General features: G+C 71.7%; 15 protein-coding genes. 10 read left to right on the forward strand and 5 right to left on the reverse strand.

The genetic code is table 11. The features are described 5' to 3' along the window. Positions 1-30 precede the first annotated feature (30 nt). The 6 genes from GIS00_RS27310 to GIS00_RS05865 all read left to right on the forward strand — a co-directional run bounded on the left by GIS00_RS27310 (position 31) and on the right by GIS00_RS05865 (position 11,208). Positions 31-2,148, forward strand: coding sequence for a cytochrome c oxidase assembly protein (locus GIS00_RS27310; RefSeq protein WP_154767324.1), 2,118 nt, complete (start codon positions 31-33; stop codon positions 2,146-2,148). A gap of 151 nt (positions 2,149-2,299) precedes the next feature. Further along, positions 2,300-2,809 (forward strand): single-stranded DNA-binding protein, encoded by a 510-nt coding sequence (locus GIS00_RS05845; RefSeq protein WP_196073138.1) that lies wholly within the window; start codon positions 2,300-2,302, stop codon positions 2,807-2,809. Positions 2,810-3,029: 220 nt separating this feature from the next. Next, complete coding sequence (ettA, locus tag GIS00_RS05850) at positions 3,030-4,709, forward strand: energy-dependent translational throttle protein EttA (RefSeq protein WP_322097555.1); 1,680 nt, start codon at positions 3,030-3,032, stop codon at positions 4,707-4,709. A 389-nt stretch (positions 4,710-5,098) separates the two neighbouring features. Then, a complete protein-coding gene (locus tag GIS00_RS05855; protein WP_154767326.1) occupies positions 5,099-10,099 on the forward strand; it encodes an NAD-glutamate dehydrogenase in 5,001 nt (1,666 codons plus the stop codon). 53 nt (positions 10,100-10,152) lie between these two features. After that, positions 10,153-10,569, forward strand: a complete 417-nt coding sequence (locus tag GIS00_RS05860) for an acyl-CoA thioesterase (RefSeq protein WP_322097557.1) — start codon at positions 10,153-10,155, stop codon at positions 10,567-10,569. A gap of 3 nt (positions 10,570-10,572) precedes the next feature. Continuing rightward, a complete protein-coding gene (locus GIS00_RS05865; protein WP_154767327.1) occupies positions 10,573-11,208 on the forward strand; it encodes a hypothetical protein in 636 nt (211 codons plus the stop codon). A 21-nt stretch (positions 11,209-11,229) separates the two neighbouring features. On the opposite strand, the gene GIS00_RS28830 is transcribed toward GIS00_RS05865, so the two are convergent. From GIS00_RS28830 to GIS00_RS05880, 3 genes are all read right to left on the reverse strand, one after another. After that, positions 11,230-12,333: a polysaccharide deacetylase family protein gene (locus GIS00_RS28830; protein WP_154767328.1), complete on the reverse strand. Its 1,104-nt coding sequence runs from the start codon at positions 12,331-12,333 to the stop codon at positions 11,230-11,232. 367 nt (positions 12,334-12,700) lie between these two features. Then, entirely contained in the window at positions 12,701-13,654 is a 954-nt protein-coding gene (locus GIS00_RS05875) for an alpha-amylase family glycosyl hydrolase (RefSeq protein ID WP_154767329.1), read from the reverse strand. Between the two features lie 135 nt (positions 13,655-13,789). Further along, complete coding sequence (locus GIS00_RS05880; protein ID WP_322097558.1) at positions 13,790-14,179, reverse strand: globin; 390 nt, start codon at positions 14,177-14,179, stop codon at positions 13,790-13,792. 164 nt (positions 14,180-14,343) lie between these two features. On the opposite strand from GIS00_RS05880, the gene GIS00_RS05885 reads away from it, so the two are divergent. Further along, positions 14,344-14,928, forward strand: a complete 585-nt coding sequence (locus GIS00_RS05885; RefSeq protein WP_322097559.1) for an HNH endonuclease — start codon at positions 14,344-14,346, stop codon at positions 14,926-14,928. A gap of 314 nt (positions 14,929-15,242) precedes the next feature. Here the strand turns inward: GIS00_RS05885 and GIS00_RS05890 are convergent, their stop codons facing one another. Continuing rightward, positions 15,243-15,395 (reverse strand): hypothetical protein, encoded by a 153-nt coding sequence (locus GIS00_RS05890; protein WP_154767331.1) that lies wholly within the window; start codon positions 15,393-15,395, stop codon positions 15,243-15,245. 623 nt (positions 15,396-16,018) lie between these two features. On the opposite strand from GIS00_RS05890, the gene GIS00_RS05895 reads away from it, so the two are divergent. Genes GIS00_RS05895 through GIS00_RS05905 form a run of 3 tightly spaced genes read left to right on the forward strand, consistent with a single transcriptional unit; the run spans position 16,019 to position 18,073 of the window. Next, positions 16,019-17,404, forward strand: a complete 1,386-nt coding sequence (locus tag GIS00_RS05895) for an MFS transporter (protein ID WP_322097726.1) — start codon at positions 16,019-16,021, stop codon at positions 17,402-17,404. Next, positions 17,401-17,628: an aa3-type cytochrome oxidase subunit CtaJ gene (gene ctaJ, locus GIS00_RS05900; RefSeq protein ID WP_196073139.1), complete on the forward strand. Its 228-nt coding sequence runs from the start codon at positions 17,401-17,403 to the stop codon at positions 17,626-17,628. Before GIS00_RS05895 ends, ctaJ begins: the two co-directional genes overlap by 4 nt. Before the next feature lie 4 nt (positions 17,629-17,632). Then, positions 17,633-18,073: a DUF5130 family protein gene (locus tag GIS00_RS05905; protein WP_322097560.1), complete on the forward strand. Its 441-nt coding sequence runs from the start codon at positions 17,633-17,635 to the stop codon at positions 18,071-18,073. A 118-nt stretch (positions 18,074-18,191) separates the two neighbouring features. Here GIS00_RS05905 and pepN read toward each other — a convergent pair whose 3' ends face one another. Next, positions 18,192-20,777, reverse strand: coding sequence for an aminopeptidase N (pepN, locus tag GIS00_RS05910; protein ID WP_154767333.1), 2,586 nt, complete (start codon positions 20,775-20,777; stop codon positions 18,192-18,194). Positions 20,778-21,018 lie beyond the last annotated feature (241 nt).

Below are 21,018 nucleotides of genomic sequence, written 5' to 3' on the forward strand. Positions count from 1 at the left end.
CACAGCACAGCAGGCCGTAACCTCGACGTCGTGTCCGGATCCTCCTCCATCGGTACCGACGACCCCCCGGCCGGGGCGCCGGAGGGGAGTGCACCGACCCGGCGACGGGACCCGTGGACGGTCACCAGCGTCTCCATCGCCGCGGTCCTCATGGCCATGTGCGTGGCCGGCGCGGTCGCGGCGATCGTGCCCACCCGCGGCACCGCCACCGGCATCGTCGACGCCAGCCGGGCGGTCCAGCTCTCCGTCCCGATCGTGCACGGCATCTACGACATGGCCGCCGCCTTCACCATCGGCTGGCTGGTCGCCGCAGTCTTCTTCTGCCCGCCGCAACGCTCCGGCCTGCTCGATGTCGGCGGGTACCGCGCGATGCGCGCCGCCGCCCTGTCCGCACTGGTCTGGCTGGTCTCGGCGCTCGCACTGGTCCCGATCACCATCGCCGACGAGTTCGGCCGGCCCTTCGGCCAGGCCATCGACGCCGACCTGGTGCTGACCGCGATCGCGCAACTCGACACCGTCCGGGGCTTTGTCATCTCGGCCGCCTTCGTCGTGCTGGTCGCTGTGATCGCATGGTCCGTGCTCCGGCCGGGCTGGGCGTTCCTGCTGCTGATTCTCGCGTTCTGCGCGTTGTTGCCGCAGGCCGCCGGCGGTCACGCCTCCTCGGACAGCAACCACGACGTTGCTGTCGACACGATGCTCTACCACCTGGTCGGCATCACGGTCTGGATCGGCGGGCTCATCGCCTTCCTCGGACTGGCCCGACAGAAGGTGCCCTTCCTGACCACCATCGCCCGCCGCTACTCGGCGACGGCGCTGGTCGCGTTCGTCCTGGTCGGGCTGTCCGGCATGGGCAACGCCTGGGTGCGCCTCACCTACATCCAGGACCTCTGGACCACGCCCTACGGTCGGCTGTTGATCATCAAGACGGTGCTGCTGATCGTGCTGGGCGTCATCGGGTACGCCCACCGGCAACGCACGCTGCCGGCCCTGGCCACCGGGGAACGCCGGCCGCTGGTCCGGCTCGCCGTCGTCGAAGTGCTGATCATGGCGGCGACGGTCGGTGTCGCGACCGCGCTGTCCCGGACGGCCACCCCGCCGCCCAGCGGCGCCGCGCCCAGCCAGACCGAGCTGGAGCTCGGCTTCTCGATGCCCGGGCCGCCCGACCTGTGGCGCTTCATCACGGCCTGGCGCTTCGACTGGCTGGTCGGCGGACTGACCGTTGTCGCCGCGGTCGTCTACGTGCTCGCTGTCATCCGGATCCGCCGCAAGGGCATCGCCTGGCCGCCCGGCCGCACAGTCGCCTGGCTGCTCGGCTGCCTGCTGGTGCTGATTGCCACCTCGTCCGGGCTCGGACGGTATGCGCAGACCCAGTTCTCGCTGCACATGGTCGCGCACATGATCCTCGGCATGCTCGCGCCGATCCTGCTGGTGCTCGGCGGGCCGACGACCCTCGCGCTGCGCGCGTTGCCGACCGCCCCGCGCGGCGGTCCGCCCGGCGCGCGGGAGGCGCTGGTCGCTGTACTGAACAGCCGGCTCACCCGGGTGCTGACCCACCCGCTGTTCGTGCTGCCGCTGTTCATCGGCTCCTTCTACGCCGTGTACTTCACCGGCCTGTTCGAGACGCTGATGTCCTCGCACCTCGGGCACGTGTTCATGAACGTGCACTTCCTGGTCGTCGGCTACCTCTACTACTGGGTCATCATCGGCGTCGACCCGGCGCCGCGGCGCTGGCCGCACATCGTCAAGCTCGGCATCCTGCTCGCCGCCCTGCCCTTCCACGCCTTCTTCGGTCTCGCACTCATGAACTCGCGCACCGCGATGGCCACGAACTACTACCAGTCCCTGCAGATCCCGTGGGTCGGCGACCTCGCCGCCGACCAGCGCCTCGGCGGCGGCATCGCCTGGGGCATCACCGAGCTGCCGATGCTGATCGTGCTGGTGGCCCTGCTCGCGCAGTGGGCGCGCACCGAGGAACGGCAGAACCGCACCGTCGACCGGCAGAAGGACGAGCGCGGTGACGCCGAGCTCGACGCCTACAACCAGATGCTGGCCGGCCTGGCCGAGCGCGGCCGGAGGGGCAGCGCTGCCGGGAGCCCGAAGCCCGATGCCAGTGAGTCGACCGGCGATCCAGGAGACCGTCCGTCCTGAGTTGTCCACATCCCCGGATCCGTCCACACCCGGGCGGATCCGTTCACCGCAGGCGCCGAGATCCCGGCACGGTTGTCAGCAGCGATCGGTGGCAGCGGGCCCCGGAGCAGCTGAAGGGGAGGACGAGGGCATGAGGAACGACGGAGCCACCGTGACCATTGTGGGACGGGTCGCGAGCAACCCGACGATCGGTCTGGCGGCCAACGGCAACGACCGGTCGACGATGCGGGTGGTGTCGACGGAGCGGCGCTTCGACGAGGCGAACGGCGAGTGGGTGGACGGCGACGAGTTCGGCGTCAACGTCGTCAGCTGGCGCCGCACCGCGACGGGTGTGATCGAGCACCTGCGCAAGGGCGACCCGATCGTGGTGATCGGCCGGATCAGCACCCGGCGGTACGAGCGGGAGAACGGCGCCACCGACTGGTTCACCGACGTCAAGGCGGACGTGGTCGCGCTCGACGTGGCGCGGGTCAACGGCAAGTTCAAGCGGACACCGGCGCCGGAGGGGCCGGCCGGCGCGGTTGCGCCGGTGGCCGAGGACGCCGACGCCGACGCGGAAGGCGCCGTCGCGGGAGTGGATTCCGAGGACCAGGTCGATGTCGACGAGGCGGTGATGGACGAACTCACCGAGCGGGCCCGCCCGCTCGTGCCGGGTCGCTGACCGACCCGGAACGGGCCGTTGACCGACAGCAGTCGCGATGCGAGGCCGGGAACGGCCGGACGGCGAGGTGGTTGCACCCGGTCGTCCGGCCGTACGGCCGGAAGCGGTAGGAAGCGGCAGGGAAACCGCTCCCGGCGGTAGGGCACACTGGTCGCTGGTCCATCCGTCTCCCCGCCCGTCGGGCGGGGGGCGTGACGCTGCGCGAGAGGGAAGCACTGACGTGCCCGAGTTCATCTACACCATGAAGAAGGCCCGCAAGGCCGTGGGCGACAAGCTCATCCTGGACGACGTCACGATGTCGTTCTACCCGGGCGCCAAGATCGGCGTCGTCGGGCCGAACGGCGCGGGCAAGTCGACGATCCTGAAGATCATGGCCGGCAAGGACACCCCGTCCAACGGCGAGGCGTTCCTCACCCCGGGCTTCAGCGTCGGCATCCTCATGCAGGAGCCGGAGCTCGACGAGAGCAAGAACGTCCTGGAGAACGTGCAGGAGGCGTTCGGCGAGACCTACGCGAAGCTGGCCCGCTACAACGAGATCGGCGAGCTGCTGGCCACCGACTACAGCGACGAGCTCATCGAGGAGATGGGCAAGCTGCAGGAGGAGATCGACAACGCCAACGCCTGGGACCTCGACTCCCAGCTGGAGCAGGCGATGGACGCGTTGCGCTGCCCGCCGGGCGATGCCGACGTGTCGGTGCTCTCCGGTGGTGAGCGTCGCCGCGTCGCGCTGTGCCAGCTGCTGCTGTCCGCGCCCGACCTGTTGCTGCTCGACGAGCCCACCAACCACCTGGACGCCGAGTCCGTGCTCTGGCTGGAGCAGTTCCTGTCCGGCTACGCCGGCGCCGTCCTGGCCGTCACCCACGACCGGTACTTCCTGGACAACGTCGCGCAGTGGATCGCCGAGGTCGACCGCGGCCGGTTGATCCCGTACGAAGGCAACTACTCCACCTACCTGGAGAAGAAGGCCGACCGGATGGCGGTCCAGGGCAAGAAGGACGCCAAGCTCGCCAAGCGGCTGCAGCAGGAGCTGGAGTGGGTCCGGTCCGGTGCCAAGGCCCGGCAGGCCAAGTCCAAGTCCCGGCTCGCCCGGTACGAGGAGATGGCGGCCGAGGCGGACCGCAACCGCAAGCTCGACTTCGAGGAGATCCAGATCCCGCCGGGCCCGCGCCTGGGCAGCATCGTGGTGGAGGTCGGCGACCTGCGGAAGGGCTTCGGCGACCGCGTGCTCATCGACGGGCTGTCCTTCACCCTGCCGCGCAACGGCATCGTCGGCGTGATCGGCCCGAACGGCGTCGGCAAGACGACGCTGTTCAAGACCATCGTCGGGCTCGAGGACCCGGACGCCGGCAACGTGAAGGTCGGCGAGACGGTCCGGCTGTCCTACGTCGATCAGAGCCGGGCCGGCATCGACCCGAAGAAGAATGTCTGGGAGGTCGTCTCCGACGGCCTGGACCACATCAAGGTGGGCAACACCGAGATGCCGTCCCGCGCCTACGTCTCGGCGTTCGGCTTCAAGGGTCCGGACCAGCAGAAGCCGTCCGGCGTGCTGTCCGGTGGTGAGCGGAACCGGCTGAACCTGGCCCTGACGCTCAAGGAGGGCGGGAACCTGATCCTGCTCGACGAGCCCACCAACGACCTCGACGTCGAGACCCTCGGCTCGCTGGAGAACGCGCTGGAGAACTTCCCCGGCTGCGCCGTGGTCATCTCCCACGATCGCTGGTTCCTCGACCGGACCTGCACTCACATCCTCGCCTGGGAAGGCACCGAGGAGGACCCGGCCAACTGGTTCTTCTTCGAGGGCAACTTCTCCGACTACGAGAAGAACAAGATCTCCCGGCTCGGTGCCGACGCCGCCCGGCCGCACCGCGTCACCTACCGCAAGCTGACTCGCGACGGCTGAGCCCGCCCGACACTCCGACCGCCGGCCCCCGACCACCACAGGTGGTCGGGGGCCGGTGCCGTTCACCGGCGAGCAGTGGCTGTGGGCCGCCGCGGACCCGGGGCACCGGCGGGTCACCCGGGCAGCGGTCGAGCATCTGCGCAACGTCGGGGGCATCCGTGACCCGCTCCGCGCAACGACCGTCCGCCCCGCCGCAACGAAGCACGGGCAACCATCCGGCGAACGTCCGGTGACCGGCGACGGCGGCGCACCGCCGCCACGCTGCGCTCGACAGTGCCGTGACTGCAACCACTTTCCGAATCCACGCCGACGTCGTGGTTCAGGACTAGGCTCGTGGGTCGGACAGGGCAACGGCGCCCTGACGAGCAGGGAAGCGGAGCAGGGAGCAGATGACGCAGACCCGGAACGACGCGGGCAGCAGCACGGACGGCAGCACCGAGGGCGACGGCGCCGGCCAGTCAGCCTCAGCGGCACCGAAGTCCTCCACTGCGGAGGCGGCCCGGCGGCGGCCGGATCTCGCCCGGCTGATCGAGGTCTACTACCGGCACGTCCCGGCCGAGGACCGCCCGCGTGAACCGCAGGACGTGCTCGCCGTCGTCGAGGGTCACCGCCGGCTCGCCGCCCGCCGGCTGCCCGGCGAGGCCCGGATCCGGATCCACAACCCACCGGCCGCCGTCCCGGACCGTACCGAGGAGGAGACCGCCCACCCCACCGGCTGGTCCGCCACCTCCACCGTCATCGACATCGTCAACGACGACATGCCCTACCTGGTGGACTCGGTGATCGGCGCGCTCACCGCCGCCGGTGTCCGGGTGCATCGCGTCCTGCACCCGATCCTGTCCGTGCGCCGGGACACCGACGGCTCCCTGCTCGAGGTCACCGGCGAGGCCCGGCGCCCGTCCAACGGCTTCACCGCGATGACCTCCGGCCTGCGACCCGGCGCGCCGGTGCCGACGGTCCCGCTGCGCGAGTCGTGGGTGCACGTCCTCATCGACCGGCTGTCCGACGCCGAGCGTGCGGAGGCGATCGAGGCCGAGCTGGTCGACGTCCTCGCCGCCGTCCGCGCCGTGGTGCAGGACACCCCCACGATCATCGGCGCCGCCACCATGGCCGCCGCCGAGCTGCGCAACTCGCCCTCCCCACGCCCGGTGCAGGAGGTGTCCGAGGCCGGTGACCTGCTCTACTGGCTCACCGCCGGCAACCTCACCTTCCTCGGTTACCGCCTGGTCGAGGCGGGGGAGGAGGTCCCCGGGTCCGGCCTCGGCATGCTGCGCGAGGAGTCGCCCTACGCCGAGGCGGTCATCCGGGACGAGGTGAAGGCCGGCCCGGAGGCCGGGCATCTCGTCCTGACCCAGCTGTCCCAGGGCGCCCCGATCAACCGGGAGATCCCGCCGTTCGCCATCACCGTGCGCACCCTCGGTGCCGACGGCTCCGTGCATCGCGAGCACCACTTCTACGGCGTGCTCACCCCGCGCGCCCTCACCGCCGAGATCAGCGCCACCCCGGTGCTGCGCCGGATCGCCGAACGTGTGCTGGCTGCGCTCGACGCCGCCCCGGACACCTACACCGGCCAGCGTGCGATGGACCTGCTGTCGGTGTACCCGCGGGCCGAGTTGTTCTGGGCCGACCCGGATCTGCTGCTCACCGCCGTCAGCGGCGTGCTGCAGCTGTCCAGTCGGCGCCGGCTGCGCGCCTTCCTGCAGCCGGACCCCTACGGCCGCTTCGTGTCCGTGCTCGTCTACCTGCCCCGTGACCGGTGGACCACCGCCGCCCGGCTCGCCATGCAGCAGGTGCTGCTGGACGTGTTGCACGGCACCGGGATCCGCTACACCGCCCGGATCGGCGAGTCGCTGCTGGCCTTCGTGCACTTCACCGTCACCGTCGAGCCCGACCGCGCGGTGCACCTGGACGAGGCCGGCCTGGCCGACCTGCACCGCAAGCTCCGCTCCACCATCCGCACCTGGGAGGACCGGCTGGTCGCCGCGGTGGTCGGCGGCGGACCGGCCGGTGGCGACGAGGAGCTCGACACCGCAGGCGCTCTCAACCGCTACGCCGAGGCCTTCGACGAGTCCTACAAGGAGGACTACTCCGTCGATGAGGCGGTCACCGACCTGGAGCGCCTGGACGCGCTGACCGGGCCGGACGACCTGGCCCTGCAGTTCTCCGTCCGCGAGGGCGGCGACCGTGCCCCGGACGAGCGGCGGCTCAAGCTGTACGTCGCCGGTGCCCGGGTCACCCTGTCCCGGGCGCTGCCGGTGCTGCAGAGCCTGGGCGCCGAGGTCATCGACGAGAAGCCCTACGAGGTCCGGCGTTCCGACGGCACCAAGGCCCGCATCTACGACTTCGGCCTGCGCTTCGACGCGGCGAAGCTGCCGGTCGGCGACCAGATCGGCGTGGTGCGGGCCCGGTTGTCCGATGCCTTCATCGCCGCGTGGCAGAACCGGGCGGAGGTCGACGGGTTCAACAACCTGGTGCTGGCCGCGGGGCTGGACTGGCACCAGGTTGCGGTGTTCCGGGCCTACGCCCGCTACCTGCGGCAGATCGGGACCCCTTGGACCCAGGGTTATCTCGAGCAGGTGCTGGCCGGCTACCCGGAGATCGCCACCGACCTGGCCGAGCTGTTCGCGATCCGGTTCGACCCGGACCGGTTCGCCGACGACGACGGCAACGCCACCGCCGGGCCGCAGCGGCTCGCCGCTGCCTCCGAGGTCACCGACCGGATCACCGCCGCCCTGGACGCGGTGACCAGCCTGGACGCCGACCGGATCATGCGCCAGTTCCTGGCCCTCATCACGGCCACCGCCCGCACCAACGCGTTCCGGGTCGGCGAGGACGGCGGACCCCGGACCTGCCTGACCTTCAAACTGCTCCCGCAGCTGATCCCCGGCGTACCGAAACCTGTTCCGGCATTTGAGATCTGGGTGTACTCGCCGCGGATCGAGGGCGTGCACCTGCGGTTCGGCCCGGTCGCCCGCGGCGGGCTCCGCTGGTCCGACCGGCCGGAGGACTTCCGCACCGAGATCCTGGGTCTGGTCAAGGCGCAGGAGGTGAAGAACGCGGTGATCGTGCCGGTCGGCGCGAAGGGCGGTTTCGTGCTGAAGCAGGCACCGGCCACCACCGGCGACCCGGCAGCAGACCGGGAGGCGCTGCAGGCCGAGGGTGTCGCCTGCTACCGGCAGTTCATCGCCGGCCTGCTCAACCTCACCGACAACCGGGTCGGCGGCGCGATCGTGCCGCCGGAGCGGACCGTCCGGCACGACGCCGACGACCCGTACCTGGTGGTCGCCGCCGACAAGGGCACCGCCACCTTCTCCGACATCGCCAACGGGGTGGCCGCCGACTACGGCTTCTGGCTGGGCGATGCCTTCGCCTCCGGCGGCAGCGTCGGGTACGACCACAAGGCGATGGGCATCACCGCCCGCGGCGCCTGGGAGTCGGTCAAGCACCATTTCCGCGAGCTCGGGATCAACACCCAGGAGCAGGATTTCACCGTCGTCGGTGTCGGCGACATGTCCGGCGACGTGTTCGGCAACGGCGTGCTGCTCTCCGAGCACATCCGGCTGGTCGCCGCCTTCGACCACCGGCACGTCTTCGTCGACCCGACCCCGGACGCGGGCACGTCCTACGCCGAGCGGCGCCGGCTGTTCGACCTGCCACGCTCGTCATGGGCCGACTACGACACGTCGCTGATCTCGGCCGGCGGCGGGGTGTTCCCGCGCACCGCGAAGTCGATCCCGATCACCGGTGAGATGCGCGCCGCGCTCGGGATCGAGGACGATGTCACCTCTCTCGCCCCGGTGGACCTGATCCGCCGGGTGCTGCTGGCCCCCGTGCAGCTGCTGTGGAACGGCGGCATCGGCACGTACGTGAAGGCGTCCACCGAGCCGCAGACCGCGGCCGGCGACAAGTCCAACGACGCCGTCCGGGTCAACGGCGGCGAACTCCGTGTGCAGGTGGTGGGGGAGGGCGGCAACCTCGGTGTCACCCAGCTCGGCCGGATCGAGTTCGCCCGGGCCGGTGGCCGGATCAACACCGACGCCATCGACAACTCCGCCGGTGTCGACACCTCCGACCACGAGGTGAACATCAAGATCGCCCTGCAGCCGGCTTTGGCGTCCGGGCAGCTCGGGATGGAAGAGCGCGACGAGCTGTTGGCGTCGATGACCGACGAGGTCGCCCACCTGGTGCTGGCCGACAACACCGCGCAGAACCGGGTGCTCGGGGTGTCGAGACACCATGCGGTGCCGATGCTCTCGGTGCACGCCCGGCTGATCGACTCGCTGGTGGCGGCCGGCCGGCTGGACCGGGCGCTGGAGTACCTGCCCAGCCGGGCGCAGATCGAGGCGCGAACGGCGGCCGGCGAATCGCTGACCTCCCCGGAGCTCTCGGTGCTGCTGGCCTACGTCAAGTCGGCGCTGTCCGAGGCGGTGCTGGCCTCCGACCTGCCCGACGACCCGGCCTTCGCCGGCGACATCTCCGACTACTTCCCGACCGCGATGCGCGGCGGGGACGAGGCCGCGGCGATCGAGGCGCACCCGCTGGCCCGGGAGATCGTCACCACGATGACCGTCAACGAGGTGGTCAACGGTGCCGGGATCACCTATGCCTTCCGGCTGGGCGAGGAAATCGCGGCCGACCCGACCGACGCGGTTCGCGCCTACCGCGTCGTCACCGAGGTGTTCGGGCTGCGCGAGCTGTGGCGGGACATCGCGGCCGAGGACAACCGGATCCCGGCATCCTCCCAGGACACGCTGTTCCTGGAGGTGCGCCGGCTGCTGGACCGGGCGGCGCGCTGGCTGTTGGCGAACCGACCCCGACCGCTGGACGTGCCGGCCGAGATCGATCGCTACCGCGACGCCGTCGCCGAACTGGCGCCGAAAATGCCGCGGCTGGTCCGTGGCGTCGAGCACGAGAACGTGCGCGCCGAGGCGGCGAAGCTGGTCGCCCTGGACGCGCCCGCCGACCTGGCCAACCGGATCGCCTACTCGCTGTACACCTACTCGGCGCTGGACATCGCGGACGTCGCCCGGGACAGCGGCCGGGACCTGGTGCGGACGGCCGAGCTCTACTACGAGCTGTCCGCCCGGATGGACTTCGACCAGCTGCTGTCCGCAGTGACCGCGCTGCAGCGCGGCGACCGCTGGCACGCGCTGGCCCGGCAGGCGCTGCGGGACGACCTCTACCGGTCCATGCGGCTGCTCACCGCGGACGTGTTGACCGCCACCCCGGACGATGCCGACACCCTGGAGCGGATCCGGGAATGGGAGGTGCGCAAGGCCGGTGCACTCGCGCGAGCGCGCAGCACCCTCGGTCAGATCGCGGCCGGCTCGGCCGGCGACCTGGCCGCACTGTCGGTGGCGGCGAGCGAGGTGCGCACGCTGATCGGTTGACCGCCGGCGGCGCGGTCCGGCACCGTGGCCTGCACCTGGCAGGATGAACGCCCGTGACGAGCACCGGCCTGCGCTACTCCACCACCGTGCGCGTGCGGTGGTCCGATCTCGACGCGTTCGGGCACGTCAACAACGCCCGCACCGCCACCCTCCTGGAGGAGGCGCGGGTGGACTGGCTGTTCACCGAGGCGTCGAAGCAGGGGGCGAACCGGCTGACCGACGGGATCGTGGTGTCACGGCTGGAGATCCGTTACCTGCGGCCGATCACCTTCGGCGAGACCGTCACGGTCTCGATGGGCGTGACCGAGCTGCGCGCCGTGTCCACCACCATCGACTACCTGGTGCACGCCGACGACGTCCTCGCCGTCACCGCGTCCACCCAGCTGGTGCCGATGGACCTGGAGGGCATGCGGCCCCGGCGCTGGGACGAGAACGAGCGCGGCTTCCTCGCCGGCTACCTGGGGACCTGAGACATGGCTGCGTTCACCCCCGCCACCACCGCCGACCGCGACGACGCCGCCGCTTTCGCCGGACGCGCCGCGCGCTGGGACAACCAGGGCCCGGTGCGACTGCGCGCCGACGGCGACCTGGTCCGGCTGTGGGCGACCACGCCGTTCGACACCCTGGCCACCCGCGCGGTCACCGGCACGCTGGAGCCGCGCGACGTCACCGTGCACGCCGGCAACCTGCTGTCCGCGCTCGCGGTCGTCCGGGACGGCACCGTCGATCCCGGACCTGCGGTCGACGCCGCCTGGCGGGCACAGCTGCCGCCGGTCGCCGGCTGGGTCGCCGTGGACACCATCCCCGCCGAGGTGATCGGCCGGCTGTCCGACGACGGGGTGGCGCGCGCCCGGGCCAACCCGGGTCCGGCCGGCGGCGCCGGCACCGCGCTGCTGGACAGCGAGGTGATGACCGTGCAGGGCAACGGGATGTCGGTGGTGATCACCATGCGGACGCTGTTCGCGCTGTCCGGCATGGGGTTCGCGCCGCCCACCCGCGGCGAGGTCATCCGGATCAGCGCCACCGACGCCTGGGTCCGGCTGGACGCCCGCTTCGGGGCGGTGGTGCGGCGGCGGCACGCGGCGCTGCCGCTGCTGTTCGCGCTCTGAAACCGTCGAGGGCCTGACCTCTCAGCGGCGCGGGTCCTGCGGCAGCGCGACGAAGGTGTAGCCCTGCGCCTGCAGCTTCTCGATGATCTTCGGCAGGGCGGCCAGGGTCTGGGACCGGTCGCCGCCGGCGTCGTGCATCAGGATGATCGACCCCGGTGTGACCGTGCTCAGCACGTTGTCGACGATCTGCGCGACGCCCGGCTTCTGCCAGTCCTCGGAGTCGACCGCCCAGGCCAGCGGCAGGGTGCGGAAGTGCGCGAGCCGCTGGCGCAGCAGATCGGTGTGCCCCCAGTCGCCGCCCGGTGCCCGGTAGTAGGCCGGCTCCTGGCCGGTCGCCGCCTTGATGGCGTCCTGGGTCCGCTGGATCTCCCGGTCGATCACCGCCACCGGCTTGCCGGGCAGCTGCATGTCGTGGTCCCACGTGTGGTTGCACAGGGTGTGCCCGGCTTGGGCGATCCGCTGCTCGGTGCCCGGGTAGTCGGCGATCTGCTCGCCGATCTGGCAGAACGTCGCGGTGATCCCGTACCGCTCCAGGATGTCCAGCACCTTCCCGGTCTGCGGGCCGGGTCCGTCGTCGAACGTCAGGCTGACCACCTTGCCGCCGTCCACCCAGCCCATCAGGTGCTGGTACTGCCGGGGGAGCGGCCCGGCGGGGGTGGTGGTCGTGGTGGTGGGAGCCTTCGCGGTCGTCGGCGCGGTGGTCGTCGGCGCAGCGGTCGTCGTGGTCTTCGGAGCGGTCATGCCCGGTGCGGTGGTGGTCGGTGCGGTGGTGGTGGGCGCAGAGGTGGACGGCGCAGAGGTGGACGGCGGGGTGGCGGTGGGTGCAGAGGTGGACGGTGTGACAGGTGTGGACGTCTCGGTGTCGGTCTCGGTGGGGACGGTGCCGATGGTCAGGGCGGGCACGGTGACCACGACGGACGAGGTGGGCGCCGCCGGGTCACTGCTGGAAGGTTGATCGGTACCCGCCCCGGCCTCGGTGCTGCTGCCGGGCGTGCTGTCCAGTACCTGCGGCAGCACGATCGGCGCGTCCGCGGTGCGGCCGACCGCGAGCACGGTGACGGTGCTGCCGAGCACAACGGCGGTGACGGCGGCCAGCACGGCGAGCACCACCGAGGTTCGTCTCACCTGTCACACCCTTCGCTGGAATCACTTCTGTCACATCAGTCCCGTTGGTCACAGGCTACGGAGGGACTGGTGGACCGTAGGGCTGCCGCGCCGATGTTGATCACCGGGGATCGGTGATCAACCGGATCGGTGATCATCCGGATCGGGTCGGGCTGGATCGGGTGAGTCTTGAACGGTGCGGCCGGACCGGCGGGCAGAACCGGCCGACGTCGGTTCGGGGAGTGGCTACCGGCGGCGGATCGGAGAGGGGGCCAGTCGGCGGCGGATCGGGCAGCGGGCCAGTCGGCGGCCGATCGGGGCGCGGGCGGGCCGGCGGCGGATCGGGGAGTGGGCCTACCGGCGGCGCATCGGAGCCGATCAGGTCGACTCAGGGGACGGGCGCCAGCCAGGCGGCGGCGTCGCCGGGAAGCCGGCCGAGATCGTCCAGCGGCACGGAGGTGAGGATCGGGTCGCCGGGCGGCAGCGGGACCGGGTGCGGACCGGTGTTCAGGACGCAGATGATCCCGCCGTCCGCACCGCGGAAGGCGAAGCAGTGGTCCGGAGCCCCGTACCACTCGATCCGCTCCGGCGGCAGGGACGGCCGATGCGATCGTTCCTCGACGGCATGGCGCAGCAGGGTCAGCGTCGAGGTCGGCGATTCCAGCTGGGCGGCCACCACGTGCCGGTGCCCGAACGCCGGCGCGGGCCCGCCGGCCACGGAAAAGCCGGTGCCCGGTTCGGTGTCGTCCCACGGCATCGGGACCAGGACGTCGGGGCGGCCGAAGGGGCGCACCGACTCGGCGTACGGACCGTCCGGCACCGCGAACACCGGCAGGCCGAGTTCGTCGCCCTGCAGCAGGCGCACCCGGCCGGGCAGGGCGAGCACGACCAGCAGACCGGCACGGGCCCGCCGCTCCCCGAGATCCCGGTCGTCCCAGCGGCTCGCGAGCCTGCCGTCACCGGCGGTACTCAGCGTCCAGGTGGGCGCCGGGCCGCCGGCCAGCTCCGCGCGGATGGCCACACGCAACCGGTCGGCGTCGAAGGGTTGCGCCCCGAGGTCGGCGGGGCGGTCCGGGGCGGTGAGCGCGACCAGCCCGTGTCGCTGCAGGGCAGCGGTCCAGCTGTCGTCGGGGGCGCCGATCACATCGACCCCGTCGACACCGAGCAGTTCGAGGTAGCCGAGGTGGGAGATCAGCCCGGTGACGTCCCCGATGCCGTCGCCGTCGCCGTCGTGGAACGCGGGGAGCACCACCACGTACCCCAGCAGGGCGTCGGACTCCGGTGGCGCAATGTTCCCGCTCCCGGCTCCGCCATGCGGCGTCACGGGTGCGGTGCTGTTCACAGGATCCGATCCTGCCACCGCAGCGAGGTCGCCCGTTCCACTCCGGACGGACCCGAACGTCGGTCGGTGACGGGGCCACCCGACCGAGAACGGTTGCGGGTGAACCGATACGGCCGACTGTGTGGCCTGCGATGCTCAGACGTCGTGCAGCGAGTTCACCATGCTGTCGGCGGCCATCACGAAGTACTGCCACAGTGTGGCGCGCTGCTCCGGGGAGAGCGTGATGGAGTCCATGGCGTCGGCCATCGCCTTCAGCCAGGCGTCGCGCTCGGCGAGGCCGATCCGGAAGGGTGCGTGCCGCATCCGCAGCCGCGGATGTCCGCGTTGCTCGGAGTAGGTGCGTGGCCCGCCCCAGTACTGCTCGAGGAACATCCGCAACCGGACCTCGGCCGGGCCGAGGTCCTCCTCCGGGTAGAGGTCGCGCAGCACCGGGTCGGCCCGGACGCCGTCGTAGAACCTCGCCACCAGGGTGTGGAAGGCGGGTCGGCCACCGATCTCGTCGTAGAACGACTGCGCTGCACTCACCCGTCCATTCTCCCCCGTGCGGACGAGGGCGCCGCCCGCCCCTGTCCCGGTCGCGGCGCTCATCCCGGACACGTGTCCCGAACAGCACAATTGTCTGGCCCCGGAGGCTGTGGACATGTCTACTGGTGCCGTTGGTGGTTCCGGCACGAGGCTGGAGGTGCGGGGTGGCTGGACACGTGGCCGCGAAGACGGTGGAGCCGGTGGAGTCTGCGGAGACCCCGGGCGCCGGCGTCCGTTCCACGGAGTTGCGGGCACTGCTGCTGAACGCCACGCACGAGCCGCTCGCCGTGGTGGCGGGGCGGCGGGCCCTGGTGCTGGTGCTGGCCGGCAAGGCCGAGTGCGTGCTCGAGCGGGACGGTGCCGAGCCGGTGCGGGCGCCGTCGGTCGCGCTGGCGGTGCCGGCGGTGCTACGACTGCACCGCTACGTGCGCGTGCCCTACGTCGCGACGTTCCCGGTCACCCGGGCCGGGGTGCTACGCAGGGACCGTCGGAGATGCGCCTACTGCCGGGCGCCGGGGGACACGATCGATCACGTCGTTCCGCGCAGCCGCGGCGGTGCACATTCCTGGGAGAACTGCGTCGCCTGCTGCGTGCGGTGCAATGCGCGCAAGGCCGACCGTTTGCTCGCCGAACTGGGATGGTCCCTGCCGATGCCGCCCGCGCCACCGCGTCGGGTGGGGGCATTGCGCATCGGGTGGGGCGAGGAGGCCGATCCGGCCTGGCAGCCCTGGCTGCAGACCGCTGCCTGAGGGCTGTACGACCCGGCCTGACGGGGCCGGGGGACCGCTGCCGTCGGCTTTCGCGGACCCCTCGGGCTGCGGAACGTGACGATGCCGGCGCATGGTCCGCAGCTGCCCGACCGGGATCGGAAGGACATCGGGGAGGCATGCGCGCAGACAGGGTGGAGCAGAGGTGGGACGGTGGTGCTCGCTGCGTCAGGGGTCGGAATCCGTTGCGGCGCCGGTCGTCCGACGGCCGTCGTGATCAGTTCCCTTGGCACGGCGCACTTCTGCCGTGCCGCCGGCGACGCGATCAGCCGGCGGTAAGGATCTCCGGTGGGAGATCAGCCCATGCGGATGCCACGGCCCATGCGGATCCCGCGGCCCATGCGGATGCCACGGCCCATGCGGATCCCGCGATCCACCTTCGAGTGAACGCCCTCGCCGGAAGCGAGATCGAAAGCGGCGGCGGAAACGAGGTTACGGGCGGCGTTCATGAGAGGACTCCTGTCGTGGGGGTGCACCAGCGGTCGAGCGCTGTTGCGGAGAGTGACCAGTAGGACAAGGCTGGACTTCGATGGCCCGGAGCCGGTGGCCGTTGGTCCTGGTGAACCCCCGGCTTGACCAGAATGCTTGTCCTGGTGGACGATTCGGCGCGATTTCCGCCGGCTCCGGGCATAATCATAGGTGGCTCGGGACAGGGGTTCCGTTTGTGCTGCCTGGTGTTTGTCACGGAACGTAATTGTTTCTGAGGCCGAATCGGTGGCGCCGCCCTTGCCATTCCTGGCCTTCGTTTTGAATCACTCTGACGCCGCGCCAGATCTTCGGCCAAGTTCACCCGAACGATTTTTTGACAGCTGTCCAAAGCTTCGCTGTGGACGCTGCGTGCGCGCGCCGTGTGGCGTTCCGGTGGTCCCGGGCAGACCATCGGTCGCAGGGTCAGCGCCCCACTCTTGATCGGCGGACGCGGTTGCGGTAAGCGTGTCGCGGGAACTGCGCCGAGGTTCCAGGATCATTCGGACGCACATTCCGGCCGGGTGAGATCCACCGGTAGCGTTTCGTCCCGAGTGTCCTGTTCGCGCGAGCGAGTCCCTTTCCCGGTGGAGGTCTGGCCTTGACGGTGCGGCTCACCGGTCCCGGTGGGGCCACCGCCCCGCCGGCGGCGCTGCCTGGTGACTTCCTGCGGCTGCTGCTCGCCTGGTTCTCCTCGCTCACCGGCGACGGGCTGCGGATGGTGGCCCTGCCGCTGCTCGCGGCCTGGGTGTCGCCGACGCCCGGGGCGGTGGCCGCGGTCGCCGCCTTCACCTCGCTGCCCTGGCTGCTGGTCGCGGTGCCGGCCGGGGCGCTGGTGGACCGGATGTCGGCGGTGGTCGCGATCCGGGTCGCGCACGTGGTCCGCGCCCTCTGCACCCTCGGCCTGGTCGTCGCCGTGGAGACCGGTTGGTACGGCATCCCGGTGCTGTGCGCCTTCGGGTTCGTGCTGACGGCCGCGGAGACCTTCGCCGACGGCGCGGCGCAGACGATGATCGTGCGGATCGTCCCGCAGGCCCAGCTGGAGAAGGCGAACACCCGGTTCGCCGTCGTGGAGACCGTGGCCCTGGACCTGGTGGGCCCGCTCGTCGCCGGTGTGACCTTCGTGGTCGCCGGGTGGATCCCGTTCGCGCTGTCCGCCGCGGCGTTCGCGGTCGCGGCGGTGGTGGTCGGGCGGATCCGGGCCGGCCGGACCACTGCCGAGGACCGCGTGCTGTCCTCACTGCAGCGGGCCGCGGCGCTGCCGACCGCCGTGCCCACGGCCCCGCCCACAGATCCACCGACGAACCTACCGACCGATCTGCCCGTGGGGTTGCCGACCGGCCCCCGGCACCGGCGGGCGGCACCGGTGCGCGGGCCGCTCACGGGGGAGATCCGCGAGGGACTCCGCCGGCTCTTCGCCGACCCGGTGCTGCGCACCCTGGTGATCACCGTCGCGGTGCTGGCCGCCGCGGTCGCGGCCCAGGACGGCGTACTGGTGCTCTACGCGACCGAGGACCTCGGACTGTCCCCGGAGCTCTACCCGACGCTGCTGGTGGCGATGTCGGTCGGGATCCTCGTCACCGCCCCGTTCGTCGGCCGGTGGGCCGACCGGTTCGGGCAGGGCCCGCTGATGGTCACCGCGATCGTCGCCACCGGGTCCGGGATCGTGCTGATGGGTCTGCTCCCGCACCCGGTGACCGGGTGGGCCTGCTACCTGCTGATCGGCGCCTCCGGGGTGACCTGGAACGTGCTGTCGGCGACCCGGCGGCAGCGTCGCACCCCGGTCGAGATGGCAGCCCGGGTGTCCTCGGCGTTCCGGGTGGTGGCGTTCGGGGCGGCGCCGGTCGGCAACGTCCTCGGCGGCGTGATCGGGCACCTCTGGGGTGTCCAGGCGGTGTTCCTGGTGGCCGGCGGGGCGATGCTGGTCACGGCGGCGTGTGCGGGCCGGTCCTTCTTCCGGCCGTTGCCGCCGTCCGATAGCGTGCACGGGTGACGATTCTCGAGACGGTCGCGGTCTTCGTGGGAGGCCCGCTGGTCATCTACGCCGGCATCGCGGCTTTCACCGTGCTGCCGAACCGGGCCAAGGCCCGCCCCCGCTACACCCCCGGCCAGGCGTGGGACTACCCGCCGCAGTGGTGGGCCGGCGACACCCCGGTGCTCGCCGTCGACGCCCCCGGATCCGACGACGCCAAGGGAGGCGCACGTGGCACATGGTGAGGTAGTGGCCGCCACCCAGGCCGTCACCCCCTGGAAGCCGGCAACCGTCGGGCCGGTCGGGTACACCGACCTCCCGCTCGAGTCGCACGGCCTGGTCCTGCTGGACGAGGTCATCGCCGCCGCGGAAACCGCGACCGGGCTGCGGTTCTCGGCCTACCTCGGCGATCTCGGCACCGACACCCGGGCCACCGCGGAGTCGCTGCTGGACGGGCTCGGCGCCGACGCGCCGTATGCCGTGCTGGTCGCGATCTCGCCCGGGCAGCGCGCCGTGGAGATCGTCACCGGTGCCGCCGCCGCCCGCCGGCTCACCGACCGGGGCTCCCGGCTGGCCGTGCTCAACGTGGTCTCCCGGGCCGCGGACGGCGACCTGCTCGGTGCCCTGACCAACGGCATCCGCACCCTCGCCGACCAGGCCGGCATCCTGCCGGAACGGTCCGGCTGGTAGTACCGGCCTTCCCGGCCCGCGCCCCCGGCCGACACGACGACAGGAGCCCGGCGCCCCACCTGGGGTGCCGGGCTCCTTGCCGTTGTCGGTGGAAGTCCTCGGTCGGTACGTCGGGGTGTCAGGCCCGGTCGGCGGCCCGGGCGCGCAGGGCCCGCTCGGTGCCGGACCGGCCCTCGGAGACCAGCCGGCGGAGCGCCGACGGGTGCTCGCCCTGCTCCCACGCCAGTGCCGCGGCCGCGGTCGCGTCGGTGACCGACCAGCGCGGGTACAGGCCGACCACCACCTTCTGCGCCACCTCGACGCTCCGGCGGGACCAGACCTCATCGACGATCGCGAAGTACCGCTCGGTGAACGGCGCCAGCAGTTCACCCTGGGCCGGGTGCGAGAAGCCGGCGATCGAGGCGTCCTGCAGGGCGTTGGCCATCCCGTCGTCGCGCATCAGCCGCTCCCAGAGGGCCTCCTTGTTCTCCGCGGTCGGCACCAGCGCCCGGGCTGTGGTCGCCCGCCGCTGCCCGGAGGCGGTGGAGTCCGCCTGCTCCGCGGCGTCGATCTCCGCGGTGCCGGCCGCGCCGTGCGCGACCAGGGCGCCGAGCAGCGTCCACGACAGGTCGGTGTCCACGGTCAGGCCGGGCAGCGGCGCCGAGCCGTCCCACCAGCCCTGCACGATCGCCACCGTCGCCGGGTCCAGCTTCGCCGAGGCCAGTGCGTTCACCGCGGCCAGCTGCAGATCGCTGCCCTCCTCGGCGGTCCGGGCCATCTCCAGCAAGGTCGAGGTGTAGGCCGGCCAGCCCTCGGCGGCGGACCACTCCGGGTCGGCGTAGGAGCCGACGGCGAGGTGGATCTGCGACAACACCCGCTGCACCACGCCGATCAGGTCCTCCGTGCCCAGGCCGCCGACGGCCATCGCCACGAAGTCCCGCGCCCGCATCCGCGCGTCCCGCACCATCTCCCAGACCGCCGACCACAGCAGCGTTCTCGGCAGCGAGTCGGCCACGTCACCGACCCGGGCGATCGCAGTGGTCAGCGAGTCGGGATCCAGCAGCAGCTTGCAGTAGGTGAGGTCGTCGTCGTTGAGCAGCACCAGGGCCCCGCGGTGCCGGCCGACCAGGTCCGGCACGTCGGTGCTCGGGCCGTCGACGTCCAGCTCGACCCGGTGCACCCGGACCAGCTTGCCGTCGACGTCGTCGTACAGGCCGATCGCCAGCCGGTGCGGCCGCAGCTCGCCGGCGCCCGGGGCGGCACCCTCCTGCAGCACCCGGAACGCGGTGAACGCGCCGGCGTCGTCCAGTTCGAAGTCCACCCGCAGGGTGTTCAGTCCGGTGGTCTCCAGCCAGGCGCTGCTCCAGGAGCGCAGGTCACGGCCGGAGGTGTCCTCCAGCGCGGACAGCAGGTCGGCCAGGGTGGCGTTGCCGAAGGCGTGCGCGGTGAAGTACGCGTTGAGGCCCTTGAGGAACTCCTCGTACCCGACGTAGGCGGCCAGCTGCTTCAGCACGCTGGCGCCCTTGGCGTAGGTGATGCCGTCGAAGTTCACCTCGACCGCCTCGAGGTCGACCATGTCGGCCGCGATCGGGTGCGTCGAGGGCAGCTGGTCCTGCACGTAGGCCCAGGACTTCTCGACGTTGGCGAAGGTCGTCCAGGCGTTGTCGTACTCGGTGGCGCCGACCTGCGCGACGACGGAGGCCCAGGTGGCGAAGGACTCGTTGAGCCACAGGTCGTCCCACCAGCGCATGGTCACCAGGTCGCCGAACCACATGTGCGCCATCTCGTGCAGCAGCGTCTCGCAGCGCCGCTCGTACAGGTAGCGGGTCACCTTGGACCGGAAGACGTACTCCTCGCGGAAGGTGACGGCGCCGGCGTTCTCCATCGCGCCGGCGTTGAACTCCGGCACGAAGAGCTGGTCGTACTTGCCGAACGGGTAGCGGATGCCGAAGACCGAGTGGAAGAAGTCGAAGCCCTGCCGGGTCTCGGTGAACAGGCGCTCGGTGTCCAGGTGCTCGGCCAGCGAGCGGCGGCAGAACAGGCCGAGATCGATGCCGTCGTGCCGGTCCCGGACCACGTGGTACGGCCCGGCCACCAGCGCGGTCACATAGGTGCTCATCGGCTCGGTGGTCGCGAAGTGGTGCACCCGCGGGCCGTCCGGCACCTCGTCGATACCGGTGGTCGCGCCGTTGGACACCACCTGCCAGGACGCCGGGGCGGTGACCGTGACGTCGAAGGTGGCCTTGAGGTCCGGCTGGTCGAAGCAGGCGTACAGCCGCTTCGCGTCCGCGGTCTCGAACTGCGAGTACAGGTACACCTCGCCGTCGACCGGGTCGACGAAGCGATGCAGGCCCTCGCCGGTGTTCGTGTACAGCCCGACCGCGTCGACGACGAGCTCGTTCTCCGCGGCCAGCGCGGGCAGCGCCAGCCCGCCGCGGTTGGTCCAGCCGCCGACGTCCAGCGGCTCGCCGTTCAGCACCGCCGTGGCGATGCCGTCACCGACGAAGTCGACGAAGGTGGTGGCGCCCGGGGTGGCGGTGAAGGCGATGACACTCCGGGTGGCATATGTCTTCTCACCGGGGCCGCCGGCCCCGTCGGTGAGGTCGAGGGTGATCGTGTAGGACTGCACGGTCACGGTCCGGGCGCGCTCGGCGGCCTGGTCCCGCGTCAGGTTCGGCGGCGAACCGGCGGAGTGCGGCTCGGACCGCGCGTACTGCAGCGACATTCGTGGGTCGCCTTTCTGCTCCGTTGCCCGGGTCGTGGGAGGACCCGGTACTGGCGGCCCGCCGGGTCGGCGGCCGCGGGAACAAACCTAGTCCCGCGCCGGTTGCCGCAGGTACGCGCGCCGGACCGACCGGGCGGGACCCCGCACGAGGGCGGCCGGGACGACGGCGGCAGAATCGTGGCGGTCCGGCCGGCGGGCCGGAGCACGGCACAGACGACACAGCACACCCAGCAGCCCCGAG

It is taken from the genome of Nakamurella alba (assembly GCF_009707545.1).
Taxonomy (GTDB): Bacteria; Actinomycetota; Actinomycetes; order Mycobacteriales; family Nakamurellaceae; genus Nakamurella; species Nakamurella alba.

Coding starts and splice junctions, on each gene's coding strand:
- GIS00_RS05855 (WP_154767326.1), top strand. CDS start 5,099: ATGACGCAGACCCGGAACGACGCGGGCAGCAGCACGGACGGCAGCACC.
- GIS00_RS05865 (WP_154767327.1), top strand. CDS start 10,573: ATGGCTGCGTTCACCCCCGCCACCACCGCCGACCGCGACGACGCCGCC.
- GIS00_RS05890 (WP_154767331.1), bottom strand. CDS start 15,395: ATGAACGCCGCCCGTAACCTCGTTTCCGCCGCCGCTTTCGATCTCGCT.
- pepN (WP_154767333.1), bottom strand. CDS start 20,777: ATGTCGCTGCAGTACGCGCGGTCCGAGCCGCACTCCGCCGGTTCGCCG.